The organism is Pantoea anthophila, from assembly GCF_006494375.1.
Taxonomy (GTDB): Bacteria; Pseudomonadota; Gammaproteobacteria; order Enterobacterales; family Enterobacteriaceae; genus Pantoea; species Pantoea anthophila.
Genome location: NZ_VHIZ01000063.1, coordinates 1 through 20,334 on the forward strand (window position 1 = coordinate 1; position 20,334 = coordinate 20,334).

Annotated in this window: 7 protein-coding genes; 1 reads left to right on the forward strand and 6 read right to left on the reverse strand. The window is 56.1% G+C overall.

Annotated features, from left to right (window positions below; genetic code table 11):
- Positions 1 to 544: 544 nt before the first annotated feature.
- The 6 genes from FJW00_RS20385 to FJW00_RS20405 form a co-directional block, all read right to left on the reverse strand.
- Entirely contained in the window at positions 545 to 1,180 is a 636-nt protein-coding gene (locus FJW00_RS20385; RefSeq protein ID WP_140925512.1) for an SMI1/KNR4 family protein, read from the reverse strand.
- Positions 1,173 to 12,827 carry a hemagglutinin repeat-containing protein gene (locus FJW00_RS20390; RefSeq protein WP_140925513.1) on the reverse strand — a complete coding sequence of 3,885 codons (11,655 nt, stop codon included), beginning with the start codon at positions 12,825 to 12,827 and terminating at the stop codon, positions 1,173 to 1,175. The genes FJW00_RS20385 and FJW00_RS20390 overlap by 8 nt, the downstream gene beginning before the upstream one ends.
- Before the next feature lie 15 nt (positions 12,828 to 12,842).
- Positions 12,843 to 14,510 carry a ShlB/FhaC/HecB family hemolysin secretion/activation protein gene (locus FJW00_RS20395; protein ID WP_140925514.1) on the reverse strand — a complete coding sequence of 556 codons (1,668 nt, stop codon included), beginning with the start codon at positions 14,508 to 14,510 and terminating at the stop codon, positions 12,843 to 12,845.
- Between the two features lie 395 nt (positions 14,511 to 14,905).
- Entirely contained in the window at positions 14,906 to 15,061 is a 156-nt protein-coding gene (locus FJW00_RS22405; protein ID WP_181405398.1) for a hypothetical protein, read from the reverse strand.
- A gap of 138 nt (positions 15,062 to 15,199) precedes the next feature.
- Positions 15,200 to 16,312, reverse strand: a complete 1,113-nt coding sequence (locus FJW00_RS20400) for a lactonase family protein (protein WP_140925515.1) — start codon at positions 16,310 to 16,312, stop codon at positions 15,200 to 15,202.
- A 180-nt stretch (positions 16,313 to 16,492) separates the two neighbouring features.
- Positions 16,493 to 17,902 (reverse strand): EmmdR/YeeO family multidrug/toxin efflux MATE transporter, encoded by a 1,410-nt coding sequence (locus FJW00_RS20405; protein ID WP_140028916.1) that lies wholly within the window; start codon positions 17,900 to 17,902, stop codon positions 16,493 to 16,495.
- A 464-nt stretch (positions 17,903 to 18,366) separates the two neighbouring features.
- Between FJW00_RS20405 and FJW00_RS20410 the strand changes: the two genes are divergently transcribed.
- Complete coding sequence (locus FJW00_RS20410) at positions 18,367 to 19,821, forward strand: AMP nucleosidase (protein ID WP_046102104.1); 1,455 nt, start codon at positions 18,367 to 18,369, stop codon at positions 19,819 to 19,821.
- Positions 19,822 to 20,334 lie beyond the last annotated feature (513 nt).

A 20,334-nucleotide genomic window follows, 5' to 3' on the forward strand; every position in this document is an offset into this window, starting at 1 on the left:
AACAGCTTTTTTCTCATCCTTTCCTTCAAAAATTTCGAAATCGGCACTAAGTGCCTTTTGACACTCTTCAAATAAAGTCATATTCTCTATCTTCTTAGCTGTTTCAATACCTTTTCAAATGCTGTCTCGTCAGCCAAAAGGATATGATGCTGGCGACAAGCCCTGTCTAGATGGAAGCCCGAATCCTCAACCCCGACTCACCATCAAAGCATGAAGGCTGTATCATTGGTAATTTAACTAAGGCCAGGATGTTAGCATTATTGTCCAACAGAACCAGCCCATTAGCCGCATCATGTAAATTACGGAGAAGAATGCTTGAGCATCAATTTTAATCAGGAAATCCCCCCTGTCACATGCAGCCAAACAGAGATTACCGCTGCGTCACATGTAATCATCTTACAATGCCACTAAGCGACAAAGCTTAGAGATTAAAAGTAAAACTTAACCTACTGAACTGCACTCCGAAAATTAGCTTTCGAGGTTTGAGGGCAATTCAGCGACTAAATTTTAATTTATAAACCCCTCAAGTTGAAGTACACTACATTTAAGTATTTATAACTAGTTGTACATTACTACCATCAGGAGTGTCTCTTATTTGCAATGCGATATTAGCTGCGGCTTCCATCAACTCATGTGACTTGCAAATATAAAGATTATCAAGCTCGTATAAACCTCCAGCAACGAATGGGATTTTCGGAGCCAAACGATATCCTGAAGGTATGGGGCCATTTATTTCTTGCCATGAATGGGCCAGTGAATATCCAGTAACTACCGAATAATCAGATAATATCAATTCACACCATTCATTAATGTTATTAGCAAACTTTGTGAATTCGGCAGTTTCAGGATCGAAGAAATAGATACCATTAGTCTTTAAACAAAATTGTCCACCAAAAACATCTTCAGCAAAATATAATGCACCAATAGCCATGTCTTCATAAGAAGAAATCCAGAGATTTTTGTTATTCCAGTCTACTAAACCGATTTCCTCATGCGTTGTTTGATAGGGAAAAATGTGTAAAGCCGACTCAAACCCATAGCATCCGTTTTTTCTATTTAACAGAGTATTTAGTTCAAAGGATAATGGGGAGCTAAAAAATTCCGAGCAATCTTTAACCCCTTCCAATGGTGAAAGAGCATTGCTACAAATTGATAACAATTTTTCTACATAATCATTCATTTTTATTTCCTCCATCCGTTTTAATGATTATAGATGTACCATCTGGCAAATTTCGACATTGCGCTCCAATACAAGCTCCAGCCCCTCTATTATCCGAAGGTGCAATTGGTCTGACTGAGGCCCCCGCCCCCCCCTCTTTGAACATAGCTGGTGGGTACTCATCGCGGTCCATGCCTTTTACAGGTGGAGTATCTTTTAAAGATTCCCGCCGCCGCTGTGCTGCTCCATTACGATCAATTGTCAAAACTGTTGGCTTACCCGCTGCCTGCGCATCCTCAATATGCTTGGCAGATTCTGGGTATTTTGATTTATTTATAATAATAACCTTACCGCCCGCTTTCTGTACATTACCTCCGTCATCCACTAATCCAGTTTTCATCGGATTCATAGGGATGACTTCTATCGGGCGATTACCATGCTCCTGCTGCAACTCATCATCTCTTCCCAGCGCATTATTCTCAACCGCATTCTTTCCAGCAACCGCCCCCTGAATCCCGCCCTCTATAGAACCGGATGTCACTCCTGCTGATAGTTGTGCTGCCAGCTTGCTTAGCGCGCTGACTACCTGCTTCTCATCCTGCGTCAGGTCGCTGGCCTGCTTGCCAGGATACATCGTGCTGAGGATAGCGCGGGCCATAAGCTCGCCACCTGCCGCACCAGTTGCCCCTGCAGATGCGTTGTTGCCCGCCAGCTGCGCCAGTACAGCGCCCGCTACCGCATGCGCCATAGTGTTAGCCAGAACGTTAGTCTGTTCCTGTCCATTAACAAATGTGCTGGTAGCGTGCTTGATTTTATTGGCGATATAAGGTGCCATTCCACCTGCTGCGGCTGATCCCAGATTGCCTGCGCCCAGCCCACCCAGCACACCTGTCACCGCTGCCGCCGCCATGGAATAGCTGCCACCGATGCCCCACTTCTCCGCAACAGCCTTATAGCCCGCATCCTGAACAATCAGATCGTTTAACGCAGCCTGAGATAAACTGGCATTTTGCGGATTTGCTTTCAGCAGCCTTTCTTTGGCCTCGTCCTTAGCTGCCTGCATCTTGTAGCTGCTGACATCGCTTGCAACACGCTGACCCAGTTCCTGAATCCCCTGTGCGAACTCCAGTTTGCGGGCGACCTTATCCTTGTCGAATATTTTGTCGATATGCCCGTTGGCGTTATCTGTATCTCTGCTCAGGTCTGCGACATTCTGCGTCTGCTCCTGACTGTTACGCACCGTGATGGTGCCATCCGCTACAGCTGAACGGGTGGTACCGGACGCACTGGCATGGCTATTGGCAGAGGTTGGGATCGCACCGCCTGACATTTGATGATTTTCATTACCGCCACCCATACTGATTGATGAACTGCTGGCTTTATAAGAGGCGTGGTTGTCGATGTCTGACCAGCCCAGCGTGCCGGTAGAGAGTGCATTGTTCGCGGATTGCGCGGTAGAAGCGATCACCGCGCCATTAAGTTGAGTGTGGTTACCCACATAAACGTTATACCCCCCGTTACCGGCAAACAGGCCGCTCTGATCGCCCACGCTCGCGTATTCACTGTTCACTTTACTCTGACTCAGACTCAGGCCAGCCGAGCCGGTCATGCTGCCGAACGTAAAGCTGAAGCCACCGCTGGCGCTCTGCTGTTTGCTTTGATAATCATCGGTATCCTGCAGGCTGGTCATCGTCAGATCATGACCAACATCAGCAACAATTCGGTTACCCAGCGCCTGCGCGCCAGACAACATGGTATCGTTGCCGCTGCTCAGGGTGAGGTCATTGCTGGCGTTCACACGGCTGTTGACGTAATCGGTGGTTTTGCCGTTCTCCTTGCCGCTGGCCATAAAGCCGCTGGCCTGCACACCGATGCCTGTCTCTTGACCTATCGCGATATGGATACCGCCACTCCAGCCAGAAGCTTTATTGCTGCTCTTCTGTTCTGTGTTATTGGTTGCCGCAGTGAGGTTGAGATCGTGCGCCGCAGCAAGCGTGACATTTTTGCCGGTAATGCCGCTGCCAGAGAGCGTAATATCACCGCTGCTGCCGTTGGCACCGGTCGCCACCACGGCAATGTTGCCGCCGCCATTGAGTGAGCTCCCTTTAACGGCATTGGCGTTATATTCCGATGAGGATTTACTCTTACTCGCGCCGACACTGAGCTCAATTTTAATCCCTGCTTCGCTCATATTGCCGTTTGCCAGAGCCTGACCAGACTGCATGGCTTTTCCGCCAGACATCGCCCAGCCACTTTCCAGAGCTTTTACCGCGCCCAGGGCTTTAAGGCGATCGTCGCCCGCCTCACTGGCCGATTTTGCCTGTTCCCCAAGGCTTAATAAGGCATCTGTGATCGGGCTGGTCAGCTGCAGTGTTAAGCCGCTTTTCTTCTGTTCATACACCTGACGACGACTGACAAGATCGTTGCCAGGATCAATATTCACAGAGCCACCGACCACGCTGATATCTTTTTTAGCGATAACATCAGAACCACCGATGTGTGCATTGTTACCGGCAATCAGGGTGACACTGCCGCCAGTGCTGCCTACAGCACTGGCACTCTGACTTTGTGTGGTACCGTCGCGATTGAGTTGCTGACGAGTGGAAGCACTACCGAACGTCACACCGATACTGCCGCCGCTCATCATGCCGCTCTTTTTGGTTTCTTTCAGGCTGTAGCTATGCTGCTCTTCAGTTGCCGCTGTAATCGCAAGATCACGCCCGGCCTTCAACGCAACGCTGTTATCACCAACCACGCTGGAACCGGTTACGGCCACATCGCGTCCAGCGACAATCGCGATATTGTTGCCACTCAACGCCGAAGATTGTTCAGTCGTCGAAGAGTTCTCATGAACCGTGTGCGTGGTCTTTTTAGAGAAAAGCTTTTTCTTAACTTTTGTCTCTTCGTCGTAGTGATAATCGCTTTCGGTTGCCGTGCTAATCGTCACATCCCGCCCTGCCTGGACGGCAAGATCGTCGCGGGCATCGACTCTCGCGGCTTCAGCGACCACGTCACGGTCCGCTTTAACCGCCGTACTACCACCGCTGGCAATTTCCGTGCCCTGCTGGCGTACCGACTCATTAATCTCAACCTTCTTGCCGGATTTGTAGCTATTGCCGGAACCGGTTTCCGCCGCCAGCAGATTGACGTCACGCCCTGCCTGTAGGGTGACGTCTTTGTCTGCGGCCATGCCTGCCGCCTGGCTATTAATATCGTGTCCGGCCTGGAGTGCTAAATCGCCGCCGCTGGTCAGCGTAGTGCGATCCAGACCGGTTGAATGGGTTTCACGTTTACCCTTCACCTCATTCTGGCTGCTGGTCGCGCTGTTGAGATTAAGATCATTACCGGCTGCCAGCGCCGCGTTTTTACCGGCGTTGATGCTGCTGGCGGTAACGGTCAGATCGTGGCCTGCCTGCATCGCCATGTTGCCACCTGCGGCGATCTGGCTGCCGACTGTGTTGACGGTGGTCTTGCTGGTCGCATCAATCTTTTGCCAGCGGTTTCCGAAACCGGACTGCGCGCCGCCAGTGACATTCTGATTGCCGGTAATCACAATATCATTCCAGGCGTTCAGCAGCAGATCGCCACCCGCGTTGAGGTTAGCGCCGGTAACGGCAATGTTGTTACCCGCGTTGAGGCTAAGTGATTCCAGTGACGTGATGCTCGCGGTCGGCCCGGTCAGCGTTTCGGTATAGGATTTCTTCGCTCCCTTGCCGTTGTCTGCATCCAGATGCCAGAGCTGTGACGTAGTCAGATTGTTGATGTCACCGTTAATACTCTCCAGTGCCACCTTCTTACCGCTGATGGTTGCGCTGACGTTATTAATATCATTCAACGCGCTGAGCTGCAGATCGCCACCCGCATGGAGCAGACCGGCATTGAGGTTACTGAGCGTATTCTGGCTGTCGATGGTCAGATCGTTTTTAGCCATCACGCTGCTACCGGTGTTGGTAACGTTGCCGCCTTTCAGCGTCACGTTATTACCGGCGATCACACTGCCATCACGCACTTCGACATCTTTTGTCGACAGATAGAGCTTCGGCACCATCACCGTTTCACCGTTGATCGTGGTGGCTTCCCACCAGAGCATGCTCTTGTCTAATGAGGCGAGTTGTTCTGCAGAGAGTGAAACACCAAATTCCAGGCCCATCGACTGCTGAGCGGCGGCAGCGTTATCCATCAGATAGCGCATCTGCTCAAGGTCGGAACCCAGTCCATTGATATAGCGGTTACCCGTCTGATTCAGAACCGTGTTGCTGACATAGCGGGTATCAAACGCCGCATCGCCGAGGAAGCGATAATCATAATCTGGCTTCAGGTTAAGACGGTCGAGCATGTACGAGGAGCCAAGGAAAGCCTTCTCGTCTGTATATTGAGGACGCGTTTCCTGAAGTGGCGTGGTAGCAGGCTGTTTACCAAGAAGTGTATTCAGGTCATTGAACAGACCCTGATTAACCTGCCCGAGGCCGTTAAGTTTAGGGTTAACGGTGATCAGGTAGCGGCTATTGGCTTTTGACGCGACAAAGTAGCCGTTTTCGCCCGAAGGTAAAGGATAGGCACTGATATCAACTTCAGCAGCCTTGTAGTTATGCAGTGTCGCAGATCCCTGAGCAGCGTTATTCAGGTTAAGGGCCTTGCCCAGGAGTGCGTTATTTTTACCTGCCGTTGCGTACTGCGTCAGCGAGGCGCTGCCAGGTGAGGCCGTCTCCAGCGCTCCTGCGCCATTGACCTGCTGCAGCGCATTCTGCAGTTGATCGCGCCATTGCGGTGTATTGATTGCGGCTTTATCAGCATTAGCCAATTGCTGGTGAGACTGCGCGCCAGCGGTGCCTATGGCAGTTAATCCGCGCAGGGCTGGAGCAGAAAGCGTATTGCCACTCCAGCCGGCATTTGCGGTGGTATTGGTATTACTGATATCGCCGCTGAAATTAGCAGAGACGTTACCGCCTGCCTGAATAACGGCGCGGTAGAGCTCTCCCGGTGTAAAGCTCGTTCCCTGATCTGTAAGTTCATATGTTATTGATTTTACTTTCGGCTTATTCCGAGAGCCGGTAGTAGCATAAGTATGTTGATAACCGTAGTCACTAGTACTTGTATATAGGTGTGCGTAATCAAACAGTATCCCTTCATACTTATAAGTAAAATAAGTACTTTGTGTCCCAGCTTGCCAGGATTGGTTGTTCAATTGATTTCCGGAGAGAGATATATCTCTCTGCGCCAGAACATTACTGGCCTGATTATCAAACGTAGCTGCTCTTATGTTCATATCACGGCCCGAGGCTATGCGGGCTGCACCACCATTACTGCTAACGTTTATCGTGGTGCTAGATAATGAGAAATTCTTAGTCGCGGCTTCTTTTGTTGGTACGTAGTAATATGCTGTTGAAGTTTTACAACCTTGCCCATTCTTTCCCCATGAATCACATGTTGTTTTTGAGTTTACGAATACCCCATATTCCTCTGGTTTAAATTCAGAGATTGGAACCTTTATCAGGTCTACGCCTAAGCCCGTCTGGTTTGAAGCGGTATGCGTTTCAGAAACACTCAACCCATCTCTTGTATTCAGCAGATGCCCCGTATTAATCGTGATATCGCCGTTCTGCGTTTCGATGGTGCCGGAGGTGTTAATTACTTCGCCGTTGGCATTCCCCGCCGCGTCACCCTGAAGCCACATACTGCCGCCTGCCAGCATATCGGCACGCTGGTTACGAATGCTGTTGGCAAACAGAGAAAGGTTACCGCCCGCATAGAGCAGCGCGGTATTAACAATACTGCCTGGTGCGCTGAGCACCAGATTGCCAGCAGTCCCGGTGAACCCGTCCAGCGTGATATCGCTGCGGCTGGCCAGGTTGATGTTACCGCCGCCCTGCAGCGTGCCATTCCCGTTCATGGCGATGCGATTGCCGCTTAAGGCACTGTCACCGGAACCGGTAGTGAGCTGACCATTATTGGTGAGATCGCCGCCTGCACTCAGCGTCAGCGCCCCGCCCTGCATCGTGCCCTGGTTATCTATCGCGCCGTTACTGCTGACGGTGAGTCGCCCGCCTGCCGCCAGCACATCGCGACCGGTAAAGCCATTGGCGATGTCCAGCGTGGCGTTACCCAGCGCCACCACCTGACCGCGCTGATCAAAGCCGTTGCTGTGAACCAGCAGATCGCCGCCGCTGAACAGGCGACCGCTGCCCGGCTGGCCCACCTGAGCAGCCATCACGCTCAGCCGGTTGTTACCCAGCAGCGTTCCGCTGTTGTTGACCTGCTGATAATTGACCTCAAGATTGCCGCCCTGGGCTGTGCCCTGGTTGCTGAAGCCATTACCGGTCAGTGTGCCCTGGCCGTCGGCCAGCAGCGTGCCGTTATTGCTGGCATTGGTCGCATTGAGAATCAGCTGCGACGCCTGTAACCAGCCGTTGTTATTCAGCTGCGGCGTATTCAGTGTCTGCGCACCACCCGAAAGCCACCGGCCATCGTTTTGCGTCAAACCGGTTAGGGTCGCCACACCGTTGCCGTTGCCCTGAATCAGGCCAGAGTTGAAGAGTTCCGGCCCGGTCAGCGTCAGGGTATTTTGCGTGATCAGGGAGCCGCTGCCGCCATTGGTAATGCGTCCGCCGGCATTAATCAGCAGATTGCTGTCACCCTGTAAGCGCCCGTTGTTATCAACTGCGCCCGAAGTGATCTGCAGGTCGCCGCCCTGCACGCGCCCGGCATTATTGAGCGAGGATGACTGAAGCGTTAACCTGCCTGCGCTGAGCAGCGTTTTATCCTGCTGCTGGGTCAGTGCGCCGTTCAGGCCCACCGTCAGCGCCTCGACACCGGTTACGGCACCGTTATTGTTTAACGTGTCGCCCCGCAGCGTCAGGTTACGGGCGATCCATTCGCCCTGATTGGCCAGCGTCAGAGCCTGCAGCGCCGCCGAGCCATTCGCCGAAATCTTACTGCCTGCGCCCGCATCAAGGCGATCGGACAGAATCAGCTGCAGCGCATCCGCACTCTGGATCGCGCCATTATTGGTCAGCTGCCGGGCATTCAGCAGGATTTGCTGTCCCTGCCAGCTGCCGTTATTCACAACATCTCCGCCGTTGATGGTCAGCGTGCCCTGCGTCAGCAGCGATCCACCCTGGTTATTCATTAACTGGCGTGCTGGCGCGGCCAGTGCTCTGAGCAGCATCCGCCCGCTGACCTGCGGCATCGCCGCAAAGGTTAATGCCTGCAGGCCGATCAGGCTGCCCTGATTAATGACGCTCGCGGGCGTAATGGTCAGGGTTTTACCCTGCACCGAACCGCGGTTATTCAGGACGGCTCCGTTCAGGGTCATCGCCCCTTCACCGAGCAGTGAACCGCTGTTGTTCAGCGTGTTGGACGCGATCTGCGCCCTGCCCTGGCTCAGTAAAGCGCCGGCGTTCTGCAGTTCGTTGCTGATGCTGACGTTCAGATCCTTGCTGCCCAGCAGCGATCCCTGATGCAGCCAGTTGTCCGCGTTTACCGTTGCCTGCTCACCCTGCAGCACACCCTGAGTGGTGAGCTGGCCCGCGTTCAGCGTCAGCGCTCCACCGCTCAGCGTTTTGCCACCGGCCGATTGTGTGAGGTTATCAGCCTGTGCAGTCAGTGCCGTGCTGCCCTGCAGCAGACCGTCATTGTTCAGGCGGGTAGCCTGTAACCCCAGCCGGTTCGCCATCACTTTGCCGCTGTTGTTCAGCGTGCTGGCGTTGAGATCGCTATCACCCTGACTGACCAGCGTGCCGCTGTTAATCAGATCGCTGGCGACATGACCCCGCAAAGCACGGATGCCAGTGATGCTGCCGTGATTACTGAGCGAGTCCAGTGTGAGATCGAGTTGCTGACCCTGCCAGCTGCCATCATTGACTGCGCTGCCACCCTGGATAACCAGCCGATCGCCGCTCAGCAGTTGACCACCGTTGCCGTTGTGGAGCTGGGCGAACCGAAGATCCAGCAGCGTCTCGCCCTGCAGCAGCCCGCTATTTTCCAGCGTGTTGCCGCTGGCGCTGAGCTGCTTAGCCGCAATCTGCCCGCTGTTGCTGAGCGTCTGCGCATGCAGATCGGCCTGGCTGGCGCTGACGATCTCTCCTGTGCTGCTGTTACTCAGCGAATCGTTAATCTGAAGACCGAGGTTATCGCTTAACAGGCGTCCGCTGTTGCTGAGACGGTTGCTGTTGATTGCCAGCGCCCCGTTGACCTGCAGCAGGCCCTCATTATCCAGTTGATCGAGCGTCAGGATCAGCGGTCCCCCGGCGATCAACTGGCCGTCATGGAGGTTATGGAGTTGCTGATGGTCGAGCGTCAAGCTGCTGTTGCCCTGCAGCAGCCCGGCGTTGCTAAGGGTAGGTGAATGCAGGCTGAGGTTATTCGCCGCCAGCGTTCCCGTGTTCTCAATGGCTGTGCCCTGCAGATTCATCTGCTGCTGGCTGAGCAGACTGCCGCTGTTAGTCAGCGCACCATTGACCACGGCGGTTAACGCTTTGCCGGCGCGGACATTGCCGCCGTTCTGCACCCTATCGGCGTTGAGCACCATCTCATCGGCCTGGATGGCGCCGTGGTTAGTCAGCGTCGCCACGTTTCCGGTGAGCGTGCCATCCGTGAGCAGCTGGCCTCCCTGCTGATTGTCCAGCTGGCTGCCTTCCAGTGAAAGCTGACGATTACCCTGCAGCAGACCGCTGTTAATCATGTCACCGCGCAGCGTCAGTACCTGGGCCATCAGCCAGCCGCTGTTGTCAGTGTGGTCAGCCTTCAGCCCGATGCCCTGCTGCCCCAGAATTTTTCCGCTATTTTCCAGCGTACTGCTTTGCAGATCGGCGTCGGTCTCGCTCAGCGCATTGCCGCTGTTCTGCCAGCGGCTGGTCTGAACGGTAAGCTGTTTGCCCTGCAGCAGTCCGCTGTTGTCCAGGGTCTGCTGTTTCACGCTCAGCTGCCCTGCGCTGAGCAGCGTGCCGCTGTTGGTTAACCCGCTGCCCTGCAGCGAGAGAGCCCTGTTACCCTGCAGCGTGCCGCTGTTTTCCAGCAGGCTGACGTCACTGTTCACTGCGCCGGCAGCGACTGTCCCCTGATTGTTCAGCGCATCACCCTGCAGGCGGATCTGGTCGTCCGCCAGCAATTTTCCGCTCGGCTGATTACTTACGCGTCTGAATGTGCTGCTCAGGCTGGCGGCGTTAATCTCGCCGCTGTTGTTCAGCTGGTCACCACTCAGCAGCAACGTTTTGCCGCTGGTGATCAGTCCGCTGTTACTGAGTTGTGGCAGGCCAAGCGTAAAATCGTTGTCGGAGCTGATTGTGCCCGCAGCAAGATTATCCAGCTGTGTGGCCCTGATGGAGAGTAATCTGTTGCCCTGCAGCAGGCCGCCGTTGCTGAGTTGCGCGGCGTTCAGCGTCAGTTCAGGCGCGGTTAATGACCCGCTATTACGCAGCTCTGCGCTGTTCAGGATAAGGGCGTTCTGACTGCTGATGGCTCCCTGATTTTCCAGCCAGCCACGGGCGGTCATCTGCGCGTCACCGCGGGCTGTGATGGAGCCATTCTGCTGCAGCGTATCGGCGTTAACCACGGCATCGCCGTTGCTGACCATTTCGCCGCTGTTTTTCAGGGCCGCAGTGTCAATCTGCAACCGCTGACTGACGATGTTGCCACTGTTACTGAGCGCGTCGGCGAGGTTAAGCGTTGCGTTACCCTGTACAGAGAGTGTACCGTCCTGATCCAGACGTTTCGCCGTCAGCGTGGTGTCACCGCTGCTGATGACTTTTCCTTTGTTCGTCATCGTACCGCTGTTGATATCAAGACGGCTCGCGCTCAGCTCCCCGCTGTTGTTTAGCCAATCGGCCACGTTCAGCTGCACCCTTCCCTGAGAGGAGAGCGTTCCATCCTGCTGCAGGCTTCCGGACATGATATCCGCCTCCTGACTGCCCAGCAGGCTGCCGCTGTTGAGCAGCGAACCGCTGTGAATCGCCAGACTGCTGCCACTCAGTTCGCCACTGTTGTTCAGTTCTGAAGCAACATTCAGCTGATTACGGTTAGTGGCGGACAGGATGCCGCGCTGCCTGACGTGACTGGCTGTGATCAGCGCGTCACCGGCGCTTAACAGCCTGCCGCTGTTGTCAATCGTGTCGCCCTGAACGTTCAGGCTACCGCCGCTGATCTCCCCGCTGTTGTTCAGCGCACCGGTCACGTTAAGCTGATTTTTTCTGCTGGCTGAAAGAGTGCCGCGCTGCTGAAGACTGTTCGCTGTGATTAGTGCGTCACTGGCGCTTAACAGCCTGCCGCTGTTATCGATGGCGTCGCCCTGAACGTTCAGACTGCTGCCGCTGATCTCCCCGCTATTACTCAGGTTGCCGGCAATGACGACCGTGTTGGTGCCCTCAGAGAGCAGCATGCCCTCCTGCTGCAGGCTGTTGCTGCGGAGCTTCGCCTCACCGTGGCTGGTCAGGCTTCCACGGTTAACCACCTGTGCGGCCTGGATATCCAGTTGTTCAGTCGCGGTCAGCTGACCCTCATTCTGTAGCAGAGAGGTGGCGGAAAGCTGCATCCGGTCAGACGCATTGCCGCTGCTGTTTTTATCGATACTCAGAGCGCCACTGCTGAGACGGGCGCTCTGGCCTGCGGTCAGGCTGCTGCCTTTAAGCGTTATCTGCCCCTGACTGTTAAGGTCGAGCGACGCGTCGCTGCCGAGTTTTGCGCCTGTTAAGGCAATCTCCTGCTGTGCAGTCAGTGCGACATTCCCACCGGCTTTATGCTCACCCTGCAGCGTAATGCTGCTGCCTCTGGCCGTCAGGTTACCGCTCGTCAGGCTGTTATTGATGCTCAGCCGCCCCTGCGCATCCAGCACCATATCGCCCTGACGGGCGTTGAGGTTGCCGAGATTAACGCCGACCCCGTTTTCGCTGGAGATCAGATGGATGCGGTTTGCATACATCCCGCCCAGCGCACCGGTATCCACAGCGACTGACGGCGCAGCCCCTTCGCCCGCGACAGGTGTCACGCTGCCATCAGCACCGACCCGGTTTGCGCCCAGCGTGACATTGAGATCTCTGGCATGAATATCCGCGTTAATTTCTGTTGCGCGCGCGATGATCGAGACAGCGTCGGCCTGGCTGCCATCCAGCCCTTTACCCTCAATGGTGATGGCGCCTTTCGTCACTTCCAGCGACCGCAGATTTCCCTGCGCATCAAGCTGCGGTTTACCGGTGGTGAGCGTCACCTCTGGCGTATTGATAAAGCCGCAGCCGTTACAGGTGATGCCGTAGGGGTTGGCGACCATCACGTTGGCTGCTTTACCCGCCACTTCGGTGTAGCCCTGAAGCTGCGAGCGGTTGGCCCCCACCACCTCGTTGATGATTGCCCGGGCTTCCTGCCCCGCTTTCAGATTCGGGTTGTTCTGGATGAGTCCACCCAGCTGCGTCTGCGTCAGCCGGCCGGTGGCGTTATTCAGGATCAGCCCTTCCTGGCCGACGTTGTAATTCTGGTACTGATTGTGTGACAGGCCCGACGCATTAGGGGTCGCGATGTTAATGACCGGCACGCCATTTCCGGCGGCATCCACCTGCGTTCCCGGCGTCGCAGGCGTAATCACGGCAGAAAAAGCGGGCAGCAGAGGCTGAAATGCAATCAGCGAGCAGATGAGATAGCTCAGCAGACGACGCGGCAGTGAAATCGGTAATTGATCATCCATAATCAGGGCCTTTTTTTAGAAAACGAGTCCAATACGTGCGTAAACGCTGAGGCGATCGGGCGCCAGGTAGTCGGGATAGCTGACGGGAATGCCCAGCGACAGCTGCGTGGAGACATGAGCGTTGCGGGTACCCAGTCCCAGCGAACTGCCCCACAACGTGCCGGCGGCATAGCGATCCTGTCTGTCGCTCTGCAGCCATCCGCCATCCAGGGCCAGCGTGGAGCTGACTTCGCCAATCACTGGCAGCGTAAACAGCGTGTAGTTGAGTTCGTTGCGCAGGTAACCGCCGACATCGCCGGAGAGGTATTGCTCTTTGTAGCCGCGAACTGAGCTTTCACCGCCTATCGTCAGCCGTTCGCTGCCATAAAGGCGATCGGGCGACCACTGGGCGTACAGGCTGCTGAGCCACCACATTTTCTGCGTCAATGGTCGCTGATAGCTGCTGCTGACACTCCACTTGCGGAATTGCGCTTTGGGGAGATCGTCGCGTTTACCGCTGTCGCTTTCGGCATCGAACCACGGCATCCCGCGGCTCAGCATCGGATTAAAGGTTGCCACGCCGCCTGCCACTTTTTGCGTATGATTCACGCCGAGTTGCAGACTGGTGATTTTGCGGCTGCTGCTCTGAAGCAGTGTCTGATTCAGCCAGTTATGGCTGACATAGTGGCTGAGTCCGAGCTGAACACCGGTTTTGATCTGTCCATTGCGGAACAGGACCCATGAACCGCTGAGGCGGTTTGAGATGTTATCGCCGTTGCTGTACCAGTCGAAGCTGTTCGCGTTGAAGCGGCTGTGGTAGTTGCTCCAGCTGTAGCTGTAATCCAGCAGCCCGTAGCCATAAGGCACGCTGACACCTGCCTGAAAATTCTGCGCGTCACGCCAGTCGCTGAACGCACTGCTGCGACCGCCGCTCACAAACCAGCGATCGGCCAACCCCAGAAGATTGTTACCCACCAGCGAGGCGGAAAGCTGGCCGACACCCGTGCTTCTCTGCCCGCTGTTATCCATATTCACTCCCAGCGTCAGCGGAAATTCAGGTTTACTGGTCAGATTAACGATGGAGTAGCCGGGCTTAGTCGACGGGATGATCTCAATCTGCACCGGCTCTGTGCGGAGGCGGTTGATCTGCTCCATGCCCTGTTCAATATCACGCAAATTTAAAATACGACCGGCCAGGCCCGGAAAGGCCATTTTCAGCTGGTGTGAAGGGGCACCCTGCAAACGAATTTCTTCCAGCCTGCCTTCCAGCACCGTAATCGTTAACACTCCGCGGGAGAGATTCTGTTCCGTCAGAAAAGCCCGGCTGGTGATATAGCCGCGCTGGACATACCAGTCCGATATTGCGCGTACCAGCTGGTTAATGCGTTCCAGCGTCAGACACTGATTGATATAAGGCGCGACCAGTTTCGCCTGCTGCGCTGGCGTGATTAAGGTGGCCTGTTGCAGGATAATCTGGCGAATATCAAAGCAGGGACCGCCGACCTGCGTGGGCTTACTTTGAGGCAGTGCCACCTGATGTGACTGCGTTAACGCATCGCGCTGCTGCTGATCCTGTTGCAGACGCTGCTGCTGCTGATTCTGAATAACATCAAGGTCGCCGGGCGTGACCGGCGCCGCCATGACGTTGCTCATAAAAATACTGGCTCCGAAAGCCAGCCACATCCCTGTCTGCGGCATTTTCATCGAAGGTTTAACAACGCTAATTGTAAGTTTTGTGTAAGGACAGGTGTGCAGATTAACACCTTAATAATCAGAAGTTCCTTATTGACTTAAAATAAAAACCTCTTAATGGCAAAAGTAAAACTGGCAGTGTAAAAACATTCGTTAAGCCAAATTTTCAATGTTCCTGAGACATTATTTACAAAGGGTGTTTTTGCGAGTGTTAACGATATGAATGTAATCCGATGCGGTTGTGAAGGAATATCGATGCAGGATGTCTGCTTTAAGTAACAGTGCTGAGGATTGAGCGGGGATTAAAGGTGGTTTCGCTCAGGGTTGCGGGCGGGAGTCATTGCCGCTTTTAAAACGCAAAAAGGTCCGCTCAGTAAGCGGGCCTTTAACCGGGAAGAGAACAACCGCTATTTTTCATGGTAGCGATGCACGGCCGGGTAATATTCCAGCCCATAGAGCTGGCTCAGCGGCAGCAGCAGTTCGACGTTAATTTCGCGCCCGGCGTCATCCGCCGCAGGGCCGCTCAGCAGCTGTTCAAACCAGGCTTTCAGTTTCTGTTTCATCTCAGACTCTCCGCATCAGTTGATGCCCTGAGTAAACCCGCTTATCCGCCGGATCTGAACCAAAAATTTCTGCACTGCTTATGCCGGAACTGGCATAACGCGCCCTGCCCGGCCAGCCGCCAACCGGACGGCGCCGCTTTACTGCGCGATGAGCGTAACCCAGTTAGCCCCTTTACCGGCGCGGGCTTCTGACACCCGTTTCAGCTCGCCGCTGGCGGGATCGATGGCGTAGCTGCTTATCACTGCGCTTTTCTCTCCACTGACGATCAGCCATTTTCCCTGTGCATCAATCGCCATACTGCGCGGCTGTTTTTCCACCGGCCAGCTGCCGATCAGCGTTAACTCACCAGACGCTTTATCAACCCGGTAGCCGCTGACGGTGCTGGACGTCCGCTCGGTCACATAGATAAAGTGCCCGTCCGGCGTGATTTGAATGTCTGCCGCCCAGATACGCGGCGTGGGATCGCTGTAGCCCGCCGGGCGCTGCTCGCCGTGCTGCAGGTTATAGCGCTTCGCCACCGCATTCGGCCAGCGCTTCAACGCCGTCAGAGAGCCATCCGCCCCCCGCCGGAACTGGGTGATGGTGCCGCTCATCTCCGCGAGGTTATAGACAAAGCGATTATCCGGTGAGATCACCGAATGCCGCGCCCCGCTGTTTTTCTCGCCCTGAACGAACCCTTTACCCAGCGGGGTGATGACGCCATCGTCACTGAAGGCATACTGTAGCACCCGATCGGTGCCCAGGTTGCCGACGTACAGGGCGTGATTGCTGACGTCGGTGATCACGGAATGGGCGTGCGGCCCGGTCTTCACCTTCCCCGTGACCTGCTCCGTCATTCTGCCCTGGCTATCGATCCGGTTGCTGGTGACGATATCGCTGTCATAGGAGGCCGCCAGCAGAAAGTGACCGCGCCGGTCGGTGGTGATCCACGGAAAACTGGCCGCAACCGGTGTCACCGCCATTCTCTGCAGGTCGCCATGCGGACGGGTCACGCGCCAGCTGACGATGGCGTAAGGCGGGCTGCGCAGTGCGCCATAGAGGTGCTGGCCATCCGGGCTGGCCGCCAGCGGCATAATCTTTCCCCCGGCGGGGGTCTCGCCGCGCCAGTGCAGGCTGCCAGTGGCCTCATTAAGCGCATAGCGGGAGACGGTGCCCGACTCCGCATTCGAAACATAAACAAAGGTCGTTGCCCATACTGACGGGCTACAGAGCAGCGGCAGAAGCGCCAGCGCCGTTTTAAAACGGTTCATAGAATCACCTTTCTGATTATCGGGTCCGGGCATCCGAATGACGATAGCCAGGTCGGGCGCGTCGCGCATTGTGCAACTGCCTGAACGGTAGCGTAAAAGTCTGGAGATGTGACGGCTGGGATGTTTTACATCGGAATGCGCCACGCCTTCCCCCCCAGCGGGGAAGGCGTGAGCAGGCCGCTAGCCGATTCTGGCGAGCATCTGACGATAGCGATCGAGCCACTTGCCGCTGTTGAGTCGCCACCAGAAGAAGACGCCGCGCACCGTCCAGTCGAGGAACATCCCCAGCCAGACGCCGGTGACGCCCATGCCCAGTTCAATGCCGAGCAGATAGCCCGCGACCACGCGCGCGCCCCACATACTGAACATCGACACGTACATGGTGTAACGCGCATCGCGTGCGCCCTTGAGTCCGGCGGGCAACACCCAGGAGGCGGCCCAGAGCGGCATGAACAGGGCATTGAGCCAGAGCAGGTGTTTCGTCACGTTTATCACCTCCGGATCGCTGGTGTAAAAGCGCGCCAGCAATCCGGCCAGCGGCACCGTCATCAGCGCTATCGCGCTCAGACAGATCGTCGCCAGCCAGAAAACATGCCGCACCTGGCGCTCCGCCTGAAACACCTGATTTTTACCCAGCCGGGTGCCGGTAATAATGGTCGAAGCGGACCCCAGCGCATTGCCCGGCAGGTTGATCAGCGACGCCACCGAGAAGGCAATAAAGTTACCGGCAATCTCGCTGGTGCCCATCCCGGCGACAAAGACCTGAGTCAGCAGTTTACCGCCGTTGAACAGCACCGATTCGATGCTGGCAGGCACGCCGATACCTAAAACTTCCATCAGGATGCTGCTGTTCCAGCGCCGGAAATAGCTCGACAGGGTGATTTTCAGGGAGGCGTTAAAGCCGATCATCAGCACGTAAATCACGGCGATTGCCCCGATATAACGGGTAATGGTCAGCCCCAGCCCGGCACCGATAAACCCTAAACCGTCCCAGGAGAAGCAGCCGTAGATCAGCACGCTACTGATGATGATGTTAAGGATATTCATGCCGCCGTTAATCAGCATCGGGATTTTGGTGTTGCCTGCGCCGCGCAGCGCCCCGCTGCCAATCAGGGTAATGGCGGCAGCCGGATAGCTCCAGGCGGAGGTCTGCAGGTAACTCAGCGCCAGCGCTTTGACTTTGGGTTCGGCCGATCCCGCAATCGCATCAATAATCAGATGTCCCCAGAACTCGATGGCGATCACCAGCACGAAGGCGAGTATCGTCATCATGGCCAGCGACTGACGCGTGGCGGCGCGGGCGCGCTTGCCGTTGCGTTTAGCCAGGCTGAACGCCACCACCACCGTGGTGCCGAGATCGATGGCGGCAAAGAACGAGATGATCACCATGTTGAAGCTGTCGGCGAGGCCCACGCCCGCCATCGCCTCTTTGCCCAGCCAGCTGACCAGGAAGGTGCTCAGTACGCCCATCAACAGCACACAGGCGTTCTCGAAAAAGATAGGCACTGCTAATGGCGATATTTCACGCCAGTAGAGCGTGCGATAAGCGCGACGTTTCGGGTACCACGCCGTGCGCCTGATCGCCTGCATCATTGCTACGCCGGGATTTTGCAAAGGATTACCAAATCAGAAGAGACTGGACAGGAGTTCTAATGATGATAGTGGGCAGAGAAATATGCAAAGTCTTTCCGGGACAAATTAATCATCGTTACAAACTTTTTCGGGCTGTCACGGCATTTTCTGCCCGATCGCCCTGCCCGCTGCAGCAATCCTGTTTATTTCCCCGACGTTACGAACGCACAGCGCGCGCGAGCGGGTTCCCATCCTGCCCTCTTTTCGCCTTTATAATGCGGGCAGCGTAGACAAATCCCCGGCCTGGATCGTGAAGATTTCCTTATGGGCTTTCAGCGCCGCTCACGGGCGCATCCGGTCACGCTGCTCAGATTATCCGCCGGGTTCGCGCAAAAAAAAGGCGATCACACATTCTTCACCAATCTCTGCAACAAACCCGCTAAGCTTGGGACAAACTGCGGAAAAAAATGGAAGGAGAAACCATGCCGACATTACGGAAAAACCTGACCAGCCAGCAGGCGCTGGATGAACTTGAACGCCTTTACAGTGGCGCGGTCGATGCACTGCGTGCGGCGATTAAAACCTTTACCGAAAACGGCACGCTGCCCGATGCCGACGCCCGGGAGCAGGGACTGTTTGTTTACCCGGAGCTGCGCATCACCTGGCGCGGTGACGGCCCGCAGCAGAATCGCACGCGCGCCTGGGGACGCTTTACGCATACCGGCAGTTACAGCACCACCATTACCCGCCCGGCGTTGCTGCGCCACTACATTGCGGAACAGCTGGCTATGCTGGAGAAGGAGTATGAGCTGGAGATTGACGTGGTGCCTTCCCGCCAGGAGATCCCCTATCCCTACGTGATTGACGGCTCCGATCTCTCGCTGGATCGCACCATGAGCGCCGGAATCGCACGCCACTTCCCGACCACCGAGCTGTCGCAGATTGGGGATGAGACCACCGACGGGCTGTTCCACGCCGACGCTCAGTTTCCGCTTTCCCACTTCGACGCGCTGCGGACCGATTTCTCGCTGGCCCGTCTGCGCCACTACACCGGCACCAGCGTGGAACATTTCCAGCCGTTTGTGCTGTTCACCAACTACACCCGTTATGTTGATGAGTTTGTCCGCTGGGCGATCGAGCAGGTGCGCGACCCGGAGACACCGTACGACAGCCTGGCCTGCGCCGGGGACGTGGTGCTGACGGCCGACACGGCCGACAGCGAGGCGATGCTCTCAGATCTGGCGTGGAAGAAGCATCAGATGCCCGCCTGGCATCTCACCTCACCCAACCGTCGCGGCATTACTCTGATTAACATCGGCGTTGGCCCGTCGAATGCCAAGACCATCTGCGATCATCTGGCGGTCATGCGCCCGCACGCCTGGCTGATGATTGGTCACTGCGGCGGTCTGCGCGAAAGTCAGCGGATTGGGGACTATGTGCTGGCTCACGCCTATCTGCGCGACGACCACGTGCTCGACAGCGTACTGCCGCCTGACATCCCGGTGCCGAGCATCGCCGAGGTGCAGCGTGCACTGTATGACGCCACCAAAGCGGTGAGCAACATGCCGGGAGAAGAGGTCAAACAGCGGCTGCGTACCGGCACCGTGGTGACCACGGATGACCGCAACTGGGAGCTGCGCTACTCTGCGTCGGCGCTGCGTTTTAACCTGAGCCGCGCGGTGGCGGTCGATATGGAGAGCGCCACCATTGCCGCTCAGGGATACCGGTTCCGGGTGCCTTACGGCACGCTGCTGTGCGTCTCCGATAAGCCGCTGCACGGTGAAATCAAGCTGCCGGGTCAGGCCAACCGTTTCTATGAAGGCGCGATTTCGGAGCATCTGCAGATTGGTATCCACGCGGTAGAACTGCTGCGCGCCGAGGGTGACAAGCTGCATTCGCGGAAGCTGCGGACGTTTAATGAGCCGCCTTTCCGGTAAGAGTTGCTGCCGAGGGGTGTTCGCTGCGCGGGCGGAGTCTGAGCAGGTTTCGTTCGCCCAACAGGTTGGGCAGTTTCAGCTTCGCCTCTGCAGGCGACCGACAAGGGGGCGCCAGTCGCCGCGCCCCCTTGACCCCGGGCTCCGGCCTGCTTCACCGCCGCTCCGCGGTCCCCTCGCTTCTTCCGGATTTCTCACGGACCGGCAGGACGCGCCATCCCTGGCGCGAACCTGCCTCTTCGCGACATCCCTGTCGCTCGTCCTGAAATCCCTCATCCGCTCAGCGGCTCAGACAGCCTCCCTCCCCGCTGTTATCTCTTCTTCTACTGTTAAGAACTTTACTGCGGTGAGTTTTAAAGAATGTCTTTGGCTTCGGTGCAAACAGACAACGTTCCATTCAGGAGAAACGAAGATATCAAAGGCGGGGGTGTGGGAGAGGCATCCGGCGCGCTGAGGAGCAACCGGAGGCCAGGATGAGCCGACAGGACGTCGGCGAGAGGACGGCACGAGCCAGGG